Below are 18,418 nucleotides of genomic sequence, written 5' to 3' on the forward strand. Positions count from 1 at the left end.
TTTGAGCCGCGTCCGTACCGATGCCGAAGTGTCGTCGCGCGCGCAGCCGGTGCGCGCGTTCGTATCGCCGACGCCTGCGCGCCGCGTGTGGCTGCGCTTCAAGCAGCAGCGCCTCGGCTACTGGAGCCTGATCGTGTTCGTCATCGCGTTCGCGGCGAGTCTCGCCGCGCCGCTCTGGTCGAACGACAAGCCGCTCGTCGTGCGCTACGGCGGCCACTACTATTTCCCGCTCGCGAAGGACTACGCGGAGACGACGTTCGGTGGCGACTTCCCGACGCCCGCCGATTATCTCGATCCGTACATCAGGCATCGCTTCGACACGCCGGGCAACTTCGCGATCTATCCGCCGAACCCGTACTACTACGACACGCTCAACTACTTCTCGAAGGTGCCGAATCCGGCGCCGCCTTCCCGCGACAACTGGCTCGGCACCGACGACCGCGGCCGCGATCTGTTCGCACGGCTCGTGTACGGCTTTCGCGTGTCGGTCGAATTCGCGCTCGTGCTGACGTTCATCGGCACGGTGCTCGGCGTGCTGGCGGGTGCGGTGCAGGGCTATTTCGGCGGCAAGACGGACATCATCGGGCAGCGTCTGATAGAAATCTGGAGCGCGCTGCCGGAGCTCTATCTGCTGATCATCTTCGCGTCGATTTTCGAGCCGGGCTTCATCCTGCTGATCGTGCTGTTGTCGCTGTTCGGCTGGATCGGGCTGTCCGACTACGTGCGCGCCGAATTCCTGCGCAACCGGCAACAGGACTACGTGCGCGCCGCGCGCGCGATGGGGCTGTCGAACTGGCAGATCATCTGGCGGCACGTGCTGCCGAACAGCCTGACGCCCGTCATCACGTTCCTGCCGTTCAGGATGAGCGGCGCGATTCTCGCGCTGACGAGTCTCGATTTTCTCGGCCTCGGCGTGCCGCCGCCGACGCCGAGTCTCGGTGAGCTGCTCGCGCAGGGCAAGGCGAATCTCGATGCGTGGTGGATCTCCGTGTCGACGTTCGGCGTGCTCGTCGTGACGCTGCTGCTGCTGACGTTCATGGGCGACGCGCTGCGCAACGCGCTCGACACGCGCATCTCGGACGCGATGAAGGCAGGGTGCAATCAGTGAGCAAATCAGTCAGCGCCATGCCGGTCACGAACGAAGGGCCGCTGCTCGAACTCGAACACTTGCGCGTGACGTTCGGCGATACGGTCGCGGTGAACGATGTGTCGCTCGCGATCGCGCGCGGCGAGCGCGTCGCGCTGGTCGGCGAATCCGGCTCGGGCAAGAGCGTGACGGCACTGTCGATCCTGCGCCTGCTGAACGACGCGCAGACGAGCGGGACGATCCGCTTCAGTGGAGAGGATCTGCTCGCGAAGAGCGAGCGCGAGATGCGCGGGCTGCGCGGCTCGGATATCGCGATGATCTTCCAGGAGCCGATGACGGCGCTCAATCCGCTGTACACGATCGGCGAGCAGATCGCGGAAACCATCGTGCTGCACGACGGCGTGCCCGCGAGCGAGGCACGCAAGCGCGCCGTCGCGCTGCTCGAACGCACGGGCATCGCCGAGCCGGGCAAGCGCGTGAACAGTTATCCGCATCAGCTGTCAGGAGGGCAGCGGCAGCGCGCGATGATCGCGATGGCGCTCGCGTGCCGTCCGCGCCTGCTGCTTGCCGACGAACCGACGACGGCGCTCGACGTGACGATCCGTGCGCAAATCGTCGAGCTGCTGCTTGAACTGCAGCGCGACGAAGCGGAAAAACGCGGGATGGCCGTGCTGCTGATCACGCACGACCTGAACCTCGTGCGGCACTTCGCGCAGCGCGTCGCGGTGATGGAGAAGGGCGTGCTCGTCGAAAGCGGGCCCGTCGAGATGCTCTTCACGTCGCCGCAGCATCCGTACACGCAACGCCTGCTGCAAAGCCGACCGGAACGCACGGTGGTGCCCGTGCTGCCGATTTCGCCCGTGCTGCTCGATGCGCGTGATGTCTGCGTCGACTTCAAGACGAAGCTGCCTGGCTTCGCGGGCTGGTTCCGCTCGGGACGCTTTCGTGCTGTCGCGGATGCGACGGTGTCGGTGCGGCAGGGGGAGACGCTCGGCATTGTCGGCGAATCCGGCTCGGGAAAATCTACACTCGCGATGGCGCTGCTTGGCCTGCAACGCACGGCGCACGGCGCGATCGAGTTTCAGGGGCGGGCGCTCGGCAGCTATCGGGGCCGTGACCGGACGGCGCTGCGCTCGAACATGCAGGTCGTCTTTCAAGACCCTTTTAGTTCGCTTTCGCCGCGGCAGACGATCGAGCGGATCGTCGGCGAAGGGCTTGCGCTGCATCGGCCGCAGCTCGGCGCCGACGCCCGGCGAGACAAGGTGATTGCCGTGCTGCGCGAAGTCGGCATCGACCGCACGGCGCTGCACCGTTATCCGCATGAATTCTCAGGCGGACAGCGCCAGCGCATTGCGATTGCGCGCGCGCTCGTACTCGAGCCGCGCATCCTGATTCTCGACGAGCCCACCAGCGCGCTCGACGTCTCAATCCAGCAACAGGTGTTGAAACTGCTCGCTGGTTTGCAACGCAAATACAACCTGGGTTTCGTGTTCATCAGCCACGATCTGGCCGTCATCGGGGCAATGGCGCATCGGGTCGCGGTGATGCAAAACGGGGCGGTCGTCGAGTCGGGCGACGTGGAGCGGATCTTTGCCGAACCCGCGCATCCTTACACGCGAAAGCTCTTGAAAGCGGCGTTTACGAGCTGACATTCACCAATTGGGTGCGACGAGTCATTGTATTTTTCTATTTGTTTTGACATGTGAATACTTAATGGCTAGTATCGACCAAACTTTTTCCTAGCCTGTTGATTTTCGGGCAAAAACTACCGGCATCAACCGATACCAACCACCAGACCAATGCAGCACCGACACCTAACCCAGGCATGCACGCGCGTTGTCGCCGGGATGTTCATTGGCGTACTGATGGCCGCGGCTCCCGGCGCTTTTGCCGATGAAGTAAGCAGCTCTAACCAGAATGCCTCATATTCGACCAGTTCCGCGTCGAATTCCGTGTCCTCCACCACACAAGCCACGCAAAGCACCAGTTCGAATTCCGAGAGCGGCGCCCGTTCGTTTCTGTCGGGCGTTGCCGGCAAGGCGGGCGACGTCGTCGTCGGCGCGCTGAACATGATCGGCGTGCGCTACCGTTGGGGCGGCGATACGCCCGATTCGGGCCTCGATTGCAGCGGCTTCGTCCGCTACGTGTTCCAGGATACGCTCGGCATGGCGCTGCCGCGCCGCGCCGAAGAGATGAGCCGCGTCGGCGAAAAAGTGCGCGTCGCCGATCTAAAGCCGGGCGATCTCGTCTTCTTCAACACGATGCGCCGCACGTTCTCGCACGTCGGCATCTACATCGGGGACAACAAGTTCGTGCATTCGCCGTCGACGGGCAGCACGATCCGCGTCGACGATCTGGATAGCGGTTACTGGGAAAAGCGCTTCACGGGCGCGCGTCGCATCGAGACGTCGGTTCCTCAGCAGCAGGAGCTGCGTCAGCGCGTCAGCGCGACGATCGGCAACGGCAACTAAGGCGATCGTCCGTCTCAGTCCTCAGCCAGTTTTATGCAAAAGGCCCGCTTCGAAAGAAGCGGGCCTTTTACTTTCTGGCTTTTCGATTACTTGCTAGAGCTTCGCGGGGCACTGACCGGCGTCCGCTTCCCGCAGCAGGCGCCTTTTCAGCCTCGATCAGGCGGTCGCGCGTGCCGCCGCCAGCTTGCTGATCAACTCCGGCGCGATACGCGCAGCGGCCTCCTCGCCAGCAAGGATCGCAGCGTTCCGCTGTCCGAAGTCGGTGCCGCTCATCGCGTTCAGGTTCGGACGAATCACGACGTCGGCGTATTTGTCGAGCTCATAGGCCTTGATTGTCTGGCCCATGATCGTGAACGTCTGCATCAGGATATCGAACGAACTTTCCGTGACGGCCGTTTCGGGCCGTGCGGAGATATCGACGGCAATCACGAAGTCCGCGCCCATCTTGCGCGCGAACGAAGCGGGCACCGGGCTGACGAGGCCGCCGTCGACGTACTCATGGCCGCCGATCTTCACCGGCTCGAACACTGACGGAACGCTCGACGACGCGCGCACCGCGATTCCCGTGTTGCCTCGCTGAAAAAGAATCGGCTGGCCCGTTTTCAGATCTGTCGCAACGACGCCGAGCGGCTTCGCCATCTTCTCGATGGGACGGTTGTCGAGCGTGCGGTTCAGGTAGTTCTGCAGCGCGACGCCTTGGAGAAAGCCGCGCGTGCGGAACGGCATCGCCCAGTCGCTGATCGACGCTTCGTCCATCGTCAGCGCCAGCTTGTTGAGCGCGAACCCGTTCAGGCCCGATGCGTACAGCGCGCCGACCACCGACCCGGCGCTCGTCCCGCAGACCAGATCGATCTTGATATTGCGCGCCTCCAGCGCCTTGATCACGCCGATATGCGCGAAGCCGCGCGCGGCGCCGCCGCCGAGCGCGAGCCCGACGCGCAACGGGCGCTGCGGCTTGATGGCGGGCGGCAGAGGATTGTTCGATGCCGTGCTCGGCGTCGGCGTGACGTTTTCGGGCTTGCTGCCCGTCGACGCGCAAGCGGAGAGGACAGCGGAGGCCGCGGCAATCGAGAAAGTGCGGCGGGACAGACGTGGCGATGACGGTTTCAACGGGTTCTCCAGCGACGGCGCCGGCGTCCATGTAAATGCGCCGCGCCGCGTGTCTTGCAAAGATGATCGCCTATCGCGATCGTAGCGCGCTGCGTCGATGCGGATAGCGGCGCGCGCACATCATAATGCAAAGCGATCATGCGGCGACAATCCGTCGAGGCCGGTCGAGGGAATCGTCTACCCATGCGGCGTCACGTACTCTGCGCCAACCTTTTGTGCGAGCACGCGGCCAGGTGGAGTTGCCGTCGGCGGTTATAATTTCGGCTCTCTCTTTTTCAATCGCGTCCGCACTGAGCCAGCCGTTGATGTCGACGTGCTGTTGCACGTGTCAGGCGCGAACCGTTTTCGTTGCCGCGCCCGGTTTCGATGTCCGCCGGCGCCGGCGTCCGTCTTCGAGTTACGACACATGACCACTCCCGTTCGCACCCGTTTCGCACCGAGCCCAACCGGCTTCATTCACTTGGGCAACATCCGCTCCGCGCTGTATCCGTGGGCGTTCGCGCGCAAGATGAAGGGCGTGTTCGTGCTGCGTATCGAGGACACCGACGTCGAGCGCTCGAGCGAGCAGTCCGTCGATGCGATTCTCGAAGGCATGCAATGGCTCGGCCTCGACTACGACGAAGGTCCGTTCTACCAGATGCAGCGCATGGATCGTTACCGCGAGGTGCTCGCGCAGATGCGGGAGCAGGGGCTCGTGTACCCGTGCTACATGTCGACGGAAGAACTCGACGCGCTGCGCGAGCGCCAGCGCGCCGCGGGCGAAAAGCCGCGCTACGACGGCACATGGCGCCCCGAGCCGGGCAAGGTGCTGCCGACGCCGCCCGCCGGCATCGAGCCCGTGCTGCGCTTTCGCAACCCGCTGACGGGCGTCGTCGCGTGGGACGACGCGGTGAAGGGGCGCGTCGAAATCTCGAACGAAGAGCTCGACGATCTGGTGATCGCGCGTCCGGACGGCACGCCGACCTATAACTTCTGCGTGGTCGTCGACGACCTCGACATGAAGATCACGCACGTAATTCGCGGCGACGATCACGTCAACAACACGCCGCGCCAGATCAACATCCTGCGCGCGCTCGGCGCCGAGCCGCCCGTCTATGCGCACCTGCCGACGGTGCTGAACGAGCAGGGCGAAAAGATGAGCAAGCGTCATGGCGCAATGAGCGTGATGGGCTATCGCGACGCGGGCTATCTGCCGGAGGCCGTGCTGAACTATCTCGCGCGGCTCGGCTGGTCGCACGGCGATGCCGAGATCTTCTCGCGCGAGCAGTTCGTCGAATGGTTCGATCTCGAGCATCTGGGCAAGTCGCCCGCGCAGTATGACCACAACAAGCTCAACTGGCTGAACAATCACTACATCAAGGAAGCGGACAACGCGCGCCTTGCTGAACTGAGCAAGCCGTTCTTCGCGACGCTCGGGATCGACGACGCGGCGCTCGCAAAGGGCGCCGATCTCGCGGCCGTGATTGCGTTGATGAAGGATCGCGCGTCGACGGTGAAGGAAATCGTGGACAACGCCGCGATGTTCTATCGCGAGCCCCAACCAGACGCGGAATCGCTCGGGCAGCACGTGACGGACGCGGTGCGTCCCGCGCTTGCCGATCTGGGTGCCGCGTTGAAGACCTGCGACTGGACGAAGGAGGGCATCGCCGCCGCATTGAAGGCGACGCTCGGCGCGCACAAGCTGAAGATGCCGCAGATCGCGATGCCCGTGCGCCTGCTGGTCGCGGGCACGACGCATACGCCTTCGATCGATAGCGTGCTGATGCTGTTCGGTCGCGACGTGGTCGTGAGTCGTATCGAAAAGGCGCTCGCGTGAACGTCGCTCAGTCATAAGCTGGATGGGTCGAAGAAGCCGCGTCGTATGGACGACGCGGCGTCGCAAAAAAATTGCGTGAATCGACTCAAGAGGTATTTACAAAGCGAAGATTGCTATCTACAATCTCGCTTCTGTTCTGCAAGGGGGTATAGCTCAGCTGGGAGAGCGCTTGCATGGCATGCAAGAGGTCAGCGGTTCGATCCCGCTTACCTCCACCATCAGAACAAAGTGAAGTCGTTCCGGTTAGCCGGAAGTTGTAGCAAAAAAGACTTCACAAGCAGTAGTAGAGCAGTTAGAATAGCGGTCTTCGCTGCTGTTGAGTGAAGTTAGCAGCAGGAACGAGACAGATCTGAAAAGATTATGTCCCCTTCGTCTAGAGGCCTAGGACATCACCCTTTCACGGTGAGTACAGGGGTTCGAATCCCCTAGGGGACGCCAAATACTGGCGTTGCTTGATGAGATTCAAGTGATGCGCTTGCGAGAAGTAACCGACGCTCGCAAGTCAGGTAGCAAGACTGGAGTGGTAGTTCAGTCGGTTAGAATACCGGCCTGTCACGCCGGGGGTCGCGGGTTCGAGTCCCGTCCACTCCGCCAGATTAAGCCCGTTCGGTGAGCGGGCTTTTTCATTAAAGGTGTAAGCAGTAGTGTGTGAAGCACGTTGTCCCCTTCGTCTAGAGGCCTAGGACATCACCCTTTCACGGTGAGTACAGGGGTTCGAATCCCCTAGGGGACGCCAGATACTGGCGTTGCTTGATGAGATCAAGCGATGCGCTTGCGGGAGCTAACCGACGCTCGCAAGTCAGGTAGCAAGACTGGAGCGGTAGTTCAGTCGGTTAGAATACCGGCCTGTCACGCCGGGGGTCGCGGGTTCGAGTCCCGTCCGCTCCGCCAGAAACATGAAGCCCGCTGAATCGTCAGCGGGCTTTTTTGTTTTTGCCCGCAATCTGTAGTCTGCGTCTGCAATGCCGCCGGGATCGCTGTCGGGCAAACAGCCATTGCCAGCGCGTCCCGCCTGTCTTAACGTTGTGCGGACCGAACCTTTCGTCCCCGCGCGATGCTCGACCCGACCGACGATCCGTCTCCCTTCTACTTGCGCAAGGCCAGCATGGACGACTTCCAGTTCGCCGAAGCGCTGACGCGCAACAACATGGGCGGGTACTACCGTCGGCATCACCTCGTGTGGCGCAGCGACCTGTTTCTCGCGAGCTGGCGCGAGTCGGAAAACTTCATTCTCGAAGTGGACGGCGAACGTATCGGCGTGCTGCGCATCACTGAAGAGGGCGACTCGCTGCACATCCGCGATGTGCAGATTGCCGAAGGCCACCGGCGACGCGGCGCGGGCACGTATCTGCTGAATACGTCGCATCGCTGGGCGCGGGCCCGGGGGCTCTCCGAACTTCAACTGCGCGTGTTCGTCGACAATCCCGCCGCGCGTCTCTATCAACGGATGGGCTATCGGCTCGCGGGCCCGCGTCTCGCGCAACTGGGCTCGATCCGGCATATGGCGCGGCGCGTCTGAGGGACGTCAGCGGCGCCCTGTCGATCGATCACGAGTCACGATTGGCGCCTGCGTTCAGGCGGTCGTCGAGCTTTGCCTTGCATCGACGCACGGCCCTTGCCCGCGCGCTCACATCGAAGCGTCGTCATCCTCTTCGCGCTCCGGCTCGTCTCGCCGGTGTTCTGCGCCGCGAAGCATGAATGCTCGCGGACTCTCTCCGAACGCACGCCTGAACATTGCGGAAAACGCGCTCTGGCTTTGATACCCCAACTCGCGCGCGACATGCGATAGCGGACGCCCCTGGCTGAGCAACGGAATCGCGCGGGCGAGCACGGCCTGCTGACGCCATTGCGAAAAGCTCACGCCCAGTTCCTGCCGAAAGAGCCGCGCGATCGTGCGCGTGCTCGCGCCGGCCGTCGATGCCCATCGCTCCAGCGAGTCGGCATTGGCGGGATCGGCGAGCACTGCTTCGCATAACGCGCGCAGACGCTTTTCCGTTGGCATCGGCACGGACAGCGGCAGTGGCTGCGAGCGCGTGATCTCGTCGAGCGCCAGCGAGCCGAGCAGCCGCTCGCGATCCGGCTGCAGGCCCGGCGTATCGAGTGCGGCAATCACTTCGCGCAGCAGCCCCGACACCTCGACGACGCGGCACGTATCCAGGCCCGCCGGCACGGCCACCTCGTTCACATAGAGCGTGCGCAAAAATGCATCTTCGACGATCACCACTTCGTGCAGCACGTAAGGCGGCACCCAGATCGCGCGCGACGGCGGCACCATCCACGTGGTGCCGAACGTGCCGACGCGAAGCACGCCGCGCGACGCATACGCGACCTGCGCCCACGCGTGCGTGTGGCGCGCGATGCGCACGCCCGCGGGCATCGGCCGCGAGCGCACGCGGATGGGATGCGTCGGCGTCGGCGCGAATTAGGGCGGAATGTCGGCGAAATCGACGCGTGTCGATAGCCCAGTCGGGGCTTTCGCGGCAGCGGGCGGAGTTGAACGGGCGGCTTCAGTCATGACGTAATGGGCTGAACTGCGGGGCTGTACTGCGGGGGCTGGACGGCCGCGCCGCACAGCAGCGCGGGCCGAGCCACCCCGATGCATGTCATTGTAGGGTCCTGCGCGTCGTCCCGACATTAGCCGAACGGCCGATGGGACATCGTCGAAATGGCGCGGCATAATGCACTGAATCCGTTTCGACAGGAGGGCGTTTATGAACTTCGCAACCGCAGATCTGTGTGATGCGCATGAAGACCAACTGGCCGCGGGCACGTTGCGTGTGCTCGATCCCGTATTCACCCGTTTCGGCCGTGCGGCGAGTTTTGGCGGCGAGGCCGTCACGCTGAAGGTATTCGAAGACAACACGCTGGTGCGCGCGACGCTCGAAGAGAAGGGCGCCGGGCGCGTACTGGTGATCGACGGGGGCGGCAGCCTGCGCTGCGCGCTCGTCGGCGGCAACCTGGGCAAGATCGGCGAGAAGAACGGCTGGGCGGGCATTGTCGTGTTCGGCTGCGTGCGCGACGCGTTTGAACTCAACGAATGCAATATCGGCATCGTTGCGCTCGCGACGAATCCGCAGCGCAGCCAGAAACGCGGCGGCGGCGAGCGTGATGTACCCGTGCGTCTGCCCGGATCGGTAGTGCGTCCAGGTGAATGGGTCTATGCGGATATCGACGGCGTGCTGGTCGCAAGCGCATCGCTCGCGTGACCGTATTGACCGATGCAAGTCTTGTTCGATCGAGGATAGTGAACGGATGCGAAACGTCTTTGTATATGGCACCTTGCGTGCCGGCGAAATCAACGACATCGGCGCCGCGGCGGCGCGCAACGACATCGCGGCACCCACGCTGATCGGTTCAGCCACCGTGCGCGGACGTCTCTTCGACTTCGGCGCGTATCCGGGTTTCGTTCCCGACGACGCGGGCATTCACGTGCAAGGGGATGTCTACGAAATCGACGACGGGCTGATCGCCGTGCTCGATGAGATCGAGCAGGTCTATCCGGGTGTCGAGGGCCTGTTCGTGCCGCATGAAGTGACCGTCGAGATCGAAGGCGCGCCCATCACGTGCCGCTACTATCCGGTGCAGCACGAGGCCGTCAAAGGATTGCCGGAGATTCGTTCGGGCGACTGGGTTGCGCACCGGCGTTCGAACGGGCGTTGATCGGAACGGAGGCGGGGGCGTTCGTTGGGGGCGCATCCCGTTTGCAGAAAGTCGAAGCGACAAAAATCCGCAGCGGGAAAAGAACGGCCCAGCAGGCATGACGCCCGCCAGGCCATTCCCGGTCGGTCAACCGTCGAGCTATCGCGTCGCGCGCCTGGCGGTAAGGCCGCAAGCAGCGGCTAACCGTCCGGCACGCATCGTCATGCTCAGAGTTCTTCGTAAAGCGGCAGCGTCAGGAATTCGGTGAAGTTTTCTGACGTCGACATCTCGCTGAAGATTTGCGCCGCGCGATCGTAGGGCTTCGTATCGCCTGCGATCACGGCCTTCACCTTGTCGAGTTCCTGGGCCGTCAGTTCGCGCACGAGATCAGGCGTCACCTTGCGTCCGTCCTCAAGTTTGCCCTTCGGCGATCGAATCCACTGCCAGACCTGCGATCGCGAGATTTCCGCCGTCGCCGCGTCTTCCATCAGATTGTGGATCGGCACGCAGCCATTGCCTGCGAGCCACGAGCCCAGGTAGTGGATGCCGACGTTGATGTTGTTGCGCAGGCCCGCTTCCGTGACGGGCGCTTCTGGGCGGAAGTCGAGCAGGTCCTTGCCCGTCACCTGCACGTCGGCGCGCTGCTTGCCGATCTGATTCGGCTTGTCGCCGAGCACCTTCACGAACTCGTCCATCGCGATGGGCACGAGACCCGGATGCGCGACCCAACCGCCGTCGTAGCCGTCCGTCGCGTCGCGCGCCTTGTCGGAGCGCACGCCGGCCATCGCTTTCTCGTTCGCGGCCGCGTCGCTCTTGATCGGAATCAGCGCGCTCATGCCGCCGATCGCCGGTGCGTTGCGGCGGTGGCACGTCTTCAGCAGTTGCAGCGCATAGGCGCGCATGAACGGCACCGTCATCGTGATCTGCGAGCGATCCGCGAGGCAGAAGTCCTTGTCGTTCTTGAACTTCTTGATCGCCGAAAAGATGTAGTCCCAACGACCGGCGTTCAGACCCGAACTGTGCTCGCGCAGCTCGTACAGGATTTCATCCATTTCGAACGCGGCCAGGATAGTTTCGATCAGCACGGTTGCGCGAATCGTGCCGCGCGGCACGCCGACGGCTTCCTGCGCGGCGATGAAAATGTCGTTCCACAGACGCGCTTCGAGATGGCTTTCCAGCTTCGGCAGATAGAAGTACGGGCCCGTGCCGCGCGACAGTTGCTCGTTCGCGTTGTGATGCAGGAAAAGCGCGAAGTCGAAGATGCCACCCGACACGCGCTGGCCATCGACCGTCACGTGCTTTTCGTCCAGATGCCAGCCGCGCGGACGCACGATCAGCGTCGCGATCTTGTCGTTCAGCGTGTATGACTTGCCGTTCTGCTCGAGCGAGATCGTCCGGCGCACGGCTTCTTTCAGATTGATGTGACCGGTGATCTGGTTGTCCCAGCTCGGCGCATTCGAATCCTCGAAATCGGTCATGTAGGAATCAGCGCCCGAGTTCAGCGCGTTGATGATCATCTTGCGGTCGACGGGACCCGTGATCTCGACGCGGCGGCATTGCAGATCCTGCGGCAGTGGCGCGATCGTCCAGTCGCCTTCGCGGATGCTCTTCGTTTCCGCGAGAAAGTCGGGGCGCTCGCCGGCGTCCAGCCGTTTTGCGCGCTCGGCGCGCGCTTTCATCAGCTGCTGGCGGCGCGGCTCGAACGTGCGGTGCAGGCTGGCGACGAGTTCGAGCGCTTGCGGCGTGAGAATGGTCTCGAATCCGGGCTTGATCTCGCCCGTGATGGTCATGCCCTGCGGCAGCGACAGCGTGTTCACCATGATTTCTCCTTGGTCGGTCAGTTCTAAAGGTGCTTGTTGATGCAATTGCAATGCGTCGTCTCAGTAGCGTGCGGGCGTGTCGTCATGCACCAGGGCTGTGGCGCGCGCGGTTGCTGCCTTTCTCCCGTCTGCCAGTTTTCTCTGCTGTCCCGGACGACGCGAGGTTGTCGATAAACGCGATCAGTTCGCTCATGCTCCTGCCCATGCCATGCGGCGCGACGCCCAGTTCCTCGGCGGGCGCGCCCTGGCGGTTGAGCCAAAACACCGTGTAGCCGAACCAGTTCGCGCCGCTCGCGTCCCAGCCGTTCGACGACACGAACACGATCTCGCGCGCGCTCGCGCCGAACGGCTGTGTGCCGAGCGCGTAGCTCACGGGCGCCGGCTTGAACGCGCGCACGGCATCCACTGAGAGAACGTGATCGAACATCCCAGCCATGCCCGCGCTTTTGACAGCAATGTCGAGCATCTGCGGATTGCCGTTCGAGAGAATCGCGAGACCGATCGGCGCGGCGCTTTCCTGGGCGCGCATGCCGCGAAGCTGCCGCAGCGCGGGCAGCACGTCCGGAAACGCGGAAAGGCATGCGTATTCGTCCATCAGGCGCTTTTCGCCGGCCGCGGTCAGCGCGAGGCCCAGCTTGCGAGCGGAGAAGCGCAGCGCGTCGAGCGTTACGTTCCAGAACGGCTGGTAGCGCGCGCCGGCCGGATCGGACAGCGTACGCAACTGCGCGTATTCGATCTGCTTTTGCCGCCACAACTGCGAGAGCGCATCGCCGTGGCCGGGGAACATCTGCTCCGCCGCAGCGACGACGGAATGCACGTCGAACAACGTGCCGTATGCATCGAAAATCACTGCTTTGGGGAAGAGTGTCGTTGTGGCCGACATCGCCATGCGCTCCATTCAGAGGTCGGGTTGATTCTATTCGTGACGGCATGTACTTAAAAAGACTCTAAAGATCACTTGATCTTTTACTTTCATCAACCTAATCTGACGCGCATCACCTAATTCGTGCGCGATCGACGCGTGCAGTCATTCGCAGATGGACCGCTTCAAGCAGATCGAGACTTTCGTGACCGTCGCGGCGCGCGGCAGCCTGTCCGGGGCCGCGCAGGCGGAAGGCGTCGCGCCCGCGATCATCGGCCGCCGCATCGACGCGCTCGAAGAGCGCCTCGGCGTCAAGCTCCTCGTGCGCACGACCCGGCGCATCACGCTGACCTACGAAGGCTCGGCGTTTCTCGAAGACTGCCAGCGCATCATTCACGACATGCAGAACGCGGAAGCCAGCGTGTCCGCAGGCGGCGTGAAGGCGAGCGGCCATTTGCGCGTGACGGCGCCGGCCGGTTTCGGCCGCCGGCATGTCGCGCCCCTCGTGCCGACGTTCACGGTCGCGCATCCGGACGTGACGATTTCTCTCGATCTGTCCGATCGCATGGTCGATCTCGTCAACGAAGGTTTCGACTGTGCGATACGGCTCGGTGAATTGCCCGACTCGTCGCTGGTGTCGTTGAGACTGGGTGAGAACAAACGAGTATGCGTCGCGTCGCCAGCCTATCTGGCGCGTCGTCCCGCGCCGCAGACGCTCGCGGATCTCGCGCATCACAATTGCCTCGCGCTCGGCGCGAGCGCGAATCAGCAGCGCGGCTGGATGTTCCAGCAGGGCGACAAGGTCGTGACGATCAAGGTATCGGGCACGATGGAATGCTCGGACGGCGCGGTGCTGCACGAGTGGTGTCTCGAAGGCTATGGACTCGCGTGGCGCTCGTGGTGGGAAGTCGGCATGGATATCGCGGCGGGGCGCCTCGTCAGCGTGCTCGACGAATTCGCCGCGCCGCCCATCGGCATTCATGCGGTGTTTCCGCAACGCCGTCACCTTCCGTTGCGCGTGCGACTTTTCCTCGATTTTCTCAAGCATACGTACGGCGATCCGGCGTATTGGGGTTGATTTCGGCGTGTGCCGGATTGCAAGCGGAACGTCAGAGCCCGCGCGGGTTTCCGATATGCGGACAACCCCGCACGCGCCCGTTGCACTACATTTCGGCGCACTACAATCGTTTTGACGGCCTGCCGCGCCGCTTCGCTGCCGGCGCGACGCAGGCGATTCGAAATGCATGAGCGCACGCATCGGCGCGCTCGTAACGATGCAAAGCGGCGAGCGGCAACCGGGCGTTTCCCACACCTGCAGTCGACGACGGAGGGCACCATGTTCAAGCACATCCTCGTACCGACCGATGGTTCGGATCTGTCGAAAAAAGCGATCGACGGCGCGATCGATCTTGCTCAGGCAGTCGGCGCGCGCGTCACCGCGTATGCGTGCTTGCCGCAATATCCGTACTCGCCGTTTTCCGAAGTCGTGATCGAACCGCCCGTGGACTTTCAGGACCGCAGCGAGCGCGAAGCGCGTCAGCATCTGCAGGAGGTCGAGGAGGCTGCGCGCGGCGCGGGTGTCGAATGCACGAGCCAGACGAGCGTGCATCCATCGCCGTATCTCGGCATCATCGAAGCGGCCGAGCAGGGCGGCTGCGATGTGATCTTCATGGCGTCGCATGGGCGGCGCGGACTCGGCAGTCTGCTGATCGGCAGCGAGACGCAGCGCGTGCTCACGCATACGAAAATTCCGGTGATTGTCTATCGATAGCACGCGGCTTCTGCCCACGTGCCTGGTGCTTCGCGGGCCTTCTGACGGGCAGTTCGCGGAGGTCGCGATCTTGACTCAAGACGTCTGAAAGGACGCGCGCCAGCGGATAGCCGGCGCGCGTATTTCCAATTGCATCGGCGCGTCATGCGGGCCGACTTCGCTTCCGTGTTGTATCTCTCAGGTTCGCTGCGTCCGTATTCGGACGGCCTTCAGCGGCCGTCCGAATCGGGTAGGGAAGCGGCCCCCTGCGGGGCCGTTTTTCACGATGCTGCGTGCGAAAGGCGCATATCGTCGCCCGCTGTAGCCGCCGCGGTCAGACGACGTCAGACAGCGTCAGACCGTTCAGGCGACCTTCTTGTTGTCGAAGAACTGCTCGTCTTCCGTCGAACCGTGCAGGGCAGTCGTCGATGCTTCGCGCTCGACCGTCTGCGTGACGGCATCGAAGTAACCCGTGCCCACTTCGCGCTGATGCTTCACGGCTGTGAAGCCCTTTTCGGCAGCCGCGAACTCGGCCTGCTGGAGTTCGACGAATGCGCTCATCTGCTGGCGCGCATAGCCGTGCGCGAGGTTGAACATCGAGTAGTTCAGCGCGTGGAAGCCGGCGAGCGTGATGAACTGGAACTTGTAGCCCATTGCGCCGAGTTCCTTCTGGAACTTCGCGATCGTCGCGTCGTCGAGGTTCTTCTTCCAGTTAAACGACGGCGAGCAGTTGTACGACAGCATCTTGCCCGGGAATTCCTTGTGGATCGCCTCGGCGAATTTCTTCGCGTATTCGAGGTCCGGCTTGCCCGTTTCGCACCAGACCAGATCGGCATACGGCGCGTACGCAAGACCGCGCGACACGGCCTGCTCGAGGCCCGGCTTCGTGCGGAAGAAGCCTTCCACCGTGCGCTCGCCCGTGAGGAACGGCTTGTCGTTGTCGTCGACGTCGGACGTGATCAGGTCAGCGGCTTCCGCGTCGGTACGCGCGATCAGCACGGTCGGCACGCCGCACACGTCGGCGGCGAGACGGGCGGCCGTCAGCTTCGCGACGTTCTCGCGCGTCGGCACGAGCACCTTGCCGCCCATGTGGCCGCACTTCTTCACGGAAGCAAGCTGGTCTTCGAAGTGCACACCGGCGGCGCCCGCTTCGATCATCGCCTTCATCAGCTCGAACGCGTTCAGCACGCCGCCGAATCCGGCTTCGGCGTCGGCCACGATCGGCGCGAAGTAGTCGATATAGCCTTCGTCGCCCGGATTCTTGCCTTCCGACCACTGTATCTGGTCAGCGCGGGTGAGCGTGTTGTTGATGCGCTTCACGACGAGCGGCACCGAGTTCGCCGGATACAGCGACTGGTCCGGATACATTTCGCCCGCCACGTTGGCGTCGCCGGCGACCTGCCAGCCTGAGAGATAAATGGCCTTCAGACCGGCCTTGACCTGCTGCATCGCCTGGTTGCCCGTCAGCGCGCCGAGCGCGTTGACGAACGGCTCTTCCTTCATGCCGTTCCACAGCCGTTCGGCGCCGCGACGCGCGAGCGTGTGCTCGGGTTGCAGCGAGCCGCGCAGGCGCACGACGTCTTCCGCCGTGTAGCTCCGCTTGATGCCGTTCCAGCGGCTATCGGTTTCCCATTGTTGTTGAAGTTGCTTTGCCTGTTCGTTACGCGACATGGTGTGCTCCTTTTTGCCTGAAGAGGGTTCGGTGGACTCGTGACTTCCACGAAGCGAGGACTGCCGGAGGCATCTCGTTGGGCGAAGTCTTATATAAGAGTCTAGGCAAAAGGCTGTAGTCCGAACAGACATCACCAAGTCTTTTTCGGCGATTTTATTTCATTGTTTTTCAGGTATTTACGTCCATCGTTCCGCATTGAGAAATGAAATTTTCCATCCTGCAACAGCCGTTCTTGTGCCACGCAGCACGATTTTTTACGACGCAAAAATTTTTTTCGCATCGTGAAACGCGAGTTGGGGCATAAAAAAACCGACGCCGGGGCGTCGGTTTTTCATGTCTGGGTGTTCTCGTCCGCCTTTGTCAGACGTTCGAGAGCCCGAGCTCAAGCGGTTTAATCGCCGCGGCGCGTGTTGCGCGGGCCGTCGTTGCGGCGTGCGCCGTAGCCGCCGTCACGCGAATAGCCGCCTTCGCGGTTGCCACGGTAGCCTTCGCTGCGATAACCGTCGCGTGAGCCGCCGTCACGCGAGCCGCTTGCGGGCCGGTTGTTGCCCCAGCTACGGCCGCCGTTGCCGCCTTCGCGAGCACCGTAGCCGCCGTTGCCTTCACGTGCGCCATAGCCGCCGCCATTGCCGCCGCCGTCGCGCGAGCCGTAGCCCGGCTTGCCGCCGAAGCGTCGGCCGCCGTTGCCGTTCGGACGGCCACGGCCGCCGAATCCACCGCGGCCGTTGGCCGGCGGCGCCTTGCGCGGCTCGAAGCCGGCGATCACGTTGACGGGCAGCGTCGAACGCACGAAGCGCTCGATGCGTTTCAGCGCGCCCTGTTCGGCGTGATGCACGAGGCTCACTGCGATGCCCGAGCGGCCCGCGCGGCCCGTGCGGCCGATACGGTGCACGTAGTCTTCAGCGAACTTCGGCAGATCGTAATTGAACACGTGCGTGATGCCGGGAATGTCGATACCGCGAGCCGCGACGTCGGTGGCGACCAGCACGCGCACGCGACGCTCGCGCAGCGCGCGGATCGTCCGGTTACGCGCGCCTTGCGGCAGATCGCCGTGCAGCGCAGCCGATTCGAAGCCTGCGTCGGCGAGACGGCCGGCCAGCATGTCGGCGTCGCTCTTGGTCGCCGTGAAGACGATCGCCTGGTCGAGGCCGGCGTCACGCAGCAGATGGTCGAGCAGGCGATCCTTGTGATCGCGGTCATCGACGTAATGCACGGTCTGCGCAATGTTCGTGCGCTGTTCGATGCGCTGGACGATCTCGATGCGCTCGGGATCCTTCAGCAGACGGCCCGTCAGCGAGCCGATCTTGCCGTCGAGCGTCGCCGAGAACAGCATCGTCTGGCGCGTGGCGGGCGTCGCGGCGACGATCGTCTCGATGTCGTCGATGAAGCCCATGTCCAGCATGCGATCCGCTTCGTCGAGCACGAGCATCTGCAGCTGCGACAAATCGATGCGGCCGCGCTCCAGATGATCGAGCAGACGGCCAGGCGTCGCGACGAGAATTTCGGGGTTCTTGGCGAGCAGCATCAACTGCTGGCCATACGCGACACCGCCGAGGATGCTGACGGTGCGCAGACGGCGCAGGTGCTTGCCATAGGTCGAAGCGGCCGTCGTGACCTGCATCGCGAGTTCGCGGGTCGGCGTGAGGACCAGCAGGCCCGGACGCGCGACGGGCATCGGACGGCGGCCGCGGCCACCGCCGTTGTTCTCGCGCGGCTCACGCGGCTGACTGGCTTGCGTCTTTTGCAGCTGGGCGAAACGCTCGATGGCGGGCAGCATGAACGCAGCCGTCTTGCCCGAACCCGTCGGGCTCGACACCAGAAGGTCGCGGCCAGCGATGCCAGCGGGAATGGCGCGCTGCTGAACGGGGGTCGGCGTCTTGTAGCCGGCTGCCGTCAGTGCAGAGACGATCTCCGCCGACAGACCCAGCTCAGCGAACGTCGGGCCTTCAGCTTCGGGAGCTTGCACGGCCGTGTCGGGCGTGTCGAGACCGAGGGCTTGATCGGCGATGGCGTTCAGCGGGCTGGAGGTATTGCTCGAAGTCATGAGAATCCTTGAAACATGGGAAGTAATACGTCGGCGCCAATCGGCATACCCAAGTCGTCGGATTCAGCGAGCAAAGAAGCAGCGAGCAAATCGAAAAACGGGGGCAACTCGCGACAATGAAGGCGAGTTTCTCGTTAGAAGCTGTAT

Annotated in this window: 14 protein-coding genes, 5 tRNA genes and 1 pseudogene; 14 read left to right on the forward strand and 6 right to left on the reverse strand. The window is 63.4% G+C overall.

The genetic code is table 11. The features are described from left to right. The first annotated feature begins 1 nt into the window (after position 1). The 3 genes from AABE10_RS28965 (at position 2) to AABE10_RS28975 (ending at position 3,558) form a co-directional block, all read left to right on the forward strand. Positions 2-1,108, forward strand: coding sequence for an ABC transporter permease (locus tag AABE10_RS28965; RefSeq protein ID WP_342936632.1), 1,107 nt, complete (start codon positions 2-4; stop codon positions 1,106-1,108). Between the two features lie 17 nt (positions 1,109-1,125). Beyond that, positions 1,126-2,736: a dipeptide ABC transporter ATP-binding protein gene (locus AABE10_RS28970; RefSeq protein ID WP_342936706.1), complete on the forward strand. Its 1,611-nt coding sequence runs from the start codon at positions 1,126-1,128 to the stop codon at positions 2,734-2,736. Between the two features lie 150 nt (positions 2,737-2,886). Continuing rightward, positions 2,887-3,558, forward strand: coding sequence for a C40 family peptidase (locus AABE10_RS28975; RefSeq protein WP_342936633.1), 672 nt, complete (start codon positions 2,887-2,889; stop codon positions 3,556-3,558). Positions 3,559-3,714: 156 nt separating this feature from the next. Here AABE10_RS28975 and AABE10_RS28980 read toward each other — a convergent pair whose 3' ends face one another. After that, positions 3,715-4,668, reverse strand: a complete 954-nt coding sequence (locus AABE10_RS28980) for a patatin-like phospholipase family protein (protein ID WP_342936634.1) — start codon at positions 4,666-4,668, stop codon at positions 3,715-3,717. 406 nt (positions 4,669-5,074) lie between these two features. Here AABE10_RS28980 and gltX point away from each other — a divergent pair, with 406 nt between their 5' ends. The 7 genes from gltX (at position 5,075) to AABE10_RS29015 (ending at position 8,003) form a co-directional block, all read left to right on the forward strand. Beyond that, positions 5,075-6,484, forward strand: a complete 1,410-nt coding sequence (gene gltX / locus AABE10_RS28985; protein WP_342936635.1) for a glutamate--tRNA ligase — start codon at positions 5,075-5,077, stop codon at positions 6,482-6,484. A gap of 142 nt (positions 6,485-6,626) precedes the next feature. Beyond that, a tRNA-Ala gene (locus tag AABE10_RS28990) sits at positions 6,627-6,702 on the forward strand. A gap of 144 nt (positions 6,703-6,846) precedes the next feature. Continuing rightward, a tRNA-Glu gene (locus AABE10_RS28995) sits at positions 6,847-6,922 on the forward strand. A 79-nt stretch (positions 6,923-7,001) separates the two neighbouring features. Further along, positions 7,002-7,078 (forward strand) — tRNA-Asp (locus AABE10_RS29000). A gap of 66 nt (positions 7,079-7,144) precedes the next feature. After that, positions 7,145-7,220: transfer RNA gene (locus tag AABE10_RS29005), tRNA-Glu, on the forward strand. 78 nt (positions 7,221-7,298) lie between these two features. Beyond that, positions 7,299-7,375: transfer RNA gene (locus tag AABE10_RS29010), tRNA-Asp, on the forward strand. Positions 7,376-7,538: 163 nt separating this feature from the next. Beyond that, positions 7,539-8,003: a GNAT family N-acetyltransferase gene (locus tag AABE10_RS29015; RefSeq protein WP_090864827.1), complete on the forward strand. Its 465-nt coding sequence runs from the start codon at positions 7,539-7,541 to the stop codon at positions 8,001-8,003. Between the two features lie 108 nt (positions 8,004-8,111). On the opposite strand, the pseudogene AABE10_RS29020 reads toward AABE10_RS29015, so the two are convergent. Beyond that, positions 8,112-8,999: pseudogene (locus AABE10_RS29020) on the reverse strand (AraC family transcriptional regulator). A gap of 196 nt (positions 9,000-9,195) precedes the next feature. Between AABE10_RS29020 and rraA the strand changes: the two are divergent. Together rraA and AABE10_RS29030 are read left to right on the forward strand one after the other, a co-directional pair. Continuing rightward, on the forward strand, positions 9,196-9,690 hold the full coding sequence (gene rraA / locus AABE10_RS29025) for a ribonuclease E activity regulator RraA (protein WP_342936636.1): 495 nt from the start codon (positions 9,196-9,198) through the stop codon (positions 9,688-9,690). Positions 9,691-9,736: 46 nt separating this feature from the next. Further along, on the forward strand, positions 9,737-10,144 hold the full coding sequence (locus AABE10_RS29030; RefSeq protein WP_342936637.1) for a gamma-glutamylcyclotransferase family protein: 408 nt from the start codon (positions 9,737-9,739) through the stop codon (positions 10,142-10,144). 206 nt (positions 10,145-10,350) lie between these two features. Here the strand turns inward: AABE10_RS29030 and aceB are convergent, their stop codons facing one another. Next, positions 10,351-11,943 carry a malate synthase A gene (gene aceB, locus AABE10_RS29035; RefSeq protein WP_342936638.1) on the reverse strand — a complete coding sequence of 531 codons (1,593 nt, stop codon included), beginning with the start codon at positions 11,941-11,943 and terminating at the stop codon, positions 10,351-10,353. Positions 11,944-12,025: 82 nt separating this feature from the next. Next, positions 12,026-12,826 (reverse strand): haloacid dehalogenase type II, encoded by an 801-nt coding sequence (locus tag AABE10_RS29040; protein WP_342936639.1) that lies wholly within the window; start codon positions 12,824-12,826, stop codon positions 12,026-12,028. Between the two features lie 154 nt (positions 12,827-12,980). Between AABE10_RS29040 and AABE10_RS29045 the strand changes: the two genes are divergently transcribed. Next, the gene (locus AABE10_RS29045; RefSeq protein ID WP_087735403.1) at positions 12,981-13,883 is read left to right on the forward strand and encodes a LysR family transcriptional regulator; all 903 of its coding nucleotides are present in this window, start codon (positions 12,981-12,983) and stop codon (positions 13,881-13,883) included. Between the two features lie 258 nt (positions 13,884-14,141). Continuing rightward, a complete protein-coding gene (locus AABE10_RS29050; protein WP_012400765.1) occupies positions 14,142-14,576 on the forward strand; it encodes a universal stress protein in 435 nt (144 codons plus the stop codon). A gap of 342 nt (positions 14,577-14,918) precedes the next feature. Here the strand turns inward: AABE10_RS29050 and aceA are convergent, their stop codons facing one another. Then, a complete protein-coding gene (gene aceA / locus AABE10_RS29055) occupies positions 14,919-16,226 on the reverse strand; it encodes an isocitrate lyase (RefSeq protein WP_342936640.1) in 1,308 nt (435 codons plus the stop codon). A 392-nt stretch (positions 16,227-16,618) separates the two neighbouring features. Continuing rightward, entirely contained in the window at positions 16,619-18,271 is a 1,653-nt protein-coding gene (locus AABE10_RS29060; protein WP_342936641.1) for a DEAD/DEAH box helicase, read from the reverse strand. Positions 18,272-18,418 lie beyond the last annotated feature (147 nt).

It is taken from the genome of Paraburkholderia diazotrophica (assembly GCF_038900755.1).
Lineage (GTDB): Bacteria > Pseudomonadota > Gammaproteobacteria > Burkholderiales > Burkholderiaceae > Paraburkholderia > Paraburkholderia diazotrophica_A.

Excerpts from the sequence above, each read along its gene's own strand:
- AABE10_RS28970 (WP_342936706.1), top strand. The coding sequence starts at position 1,126 with ATGCCGGTCACGAACGAAGGGCCGCTGCTCGAACTCGAACACTTGCGC.
- AABE10_RS28975 (WP_342936633.1), top strand. The coding sequence starts at position 2,887 with ATGCAGCACCGACACCTAACCCAGGCATGCACGCGCGTTGTCGCCGGG.
- gltX (WP_342936635.1), top strand. The coding sequence starts at position 5,075 with ATGACCACTCCCGTTCGCACCCGTTTCGCACCGAGCCCAACCGGCTTC.
- AABE10_RS29015 (WP_090864827.1), top strand. The coding sequence starts at position 7,539 with ATGCTCGACCCGACCGACGATCCGTCTCCCTTCTACTTGCGCAAGGCC.
- rraA (WP_342936636.1), top strand. The coding sequence starts at position 9,196 with ATGAACTTCGCAACCGCAGATCTGTGTGATGCGCATGAAGACCAACTG.
- AABE10_RS29030 (WP_342936637.1), top strand. The coding sequence starts at position 9,737 with ATGCGAAACGTCTTTGTATATGGCACCTTGCGTGCCGGCGAAATCAAC.
- aceB (WP_342936638.1), bottom strand. The coding sequence starts at position 11,943 with ATGGTGAACACGCTGTCGCTGCCGCAGGGCATGACCATCACGGGCGAG.
- AABE10_RS29040 (WP_342936639.1), bottom strand. The coding sequence starts at position 12,826 with ATGTCGGCCACAACGACACTCTTCCCCAAAGCAGTGATTTTCGATGCA.
- AABE10_RS29045 (WP_087735403.1), top strand. The coding sequence starts at position 12,981 with ATGGACCGCTTCAAGCAGATCGAGACTTTCGTGACCGTCGCGGCGCGC.
- AABE10_RS29050 (WP_012400765.1), top strand. The coding sequence starts at position 14,142 with ATGTTCAAGCACATCCTCGTACCGACCGATGGTTCGGATCTGTCGAAA.
- aceA (WP_342936640.1), bottom strand. The coding sequence starts at position 16,226 with ATGTCGCGTAACGAACAGGCAAAGCAACTTCAACAACAATGGGAAACC.
- AABE10_RS29060 (WP_342936641.1), bottom strand. The coding sequence starts at position 18,271 with ATGACTTCGAGCAATACCTCCAGCCCGCTGAACGCCATCGCCGATCAA.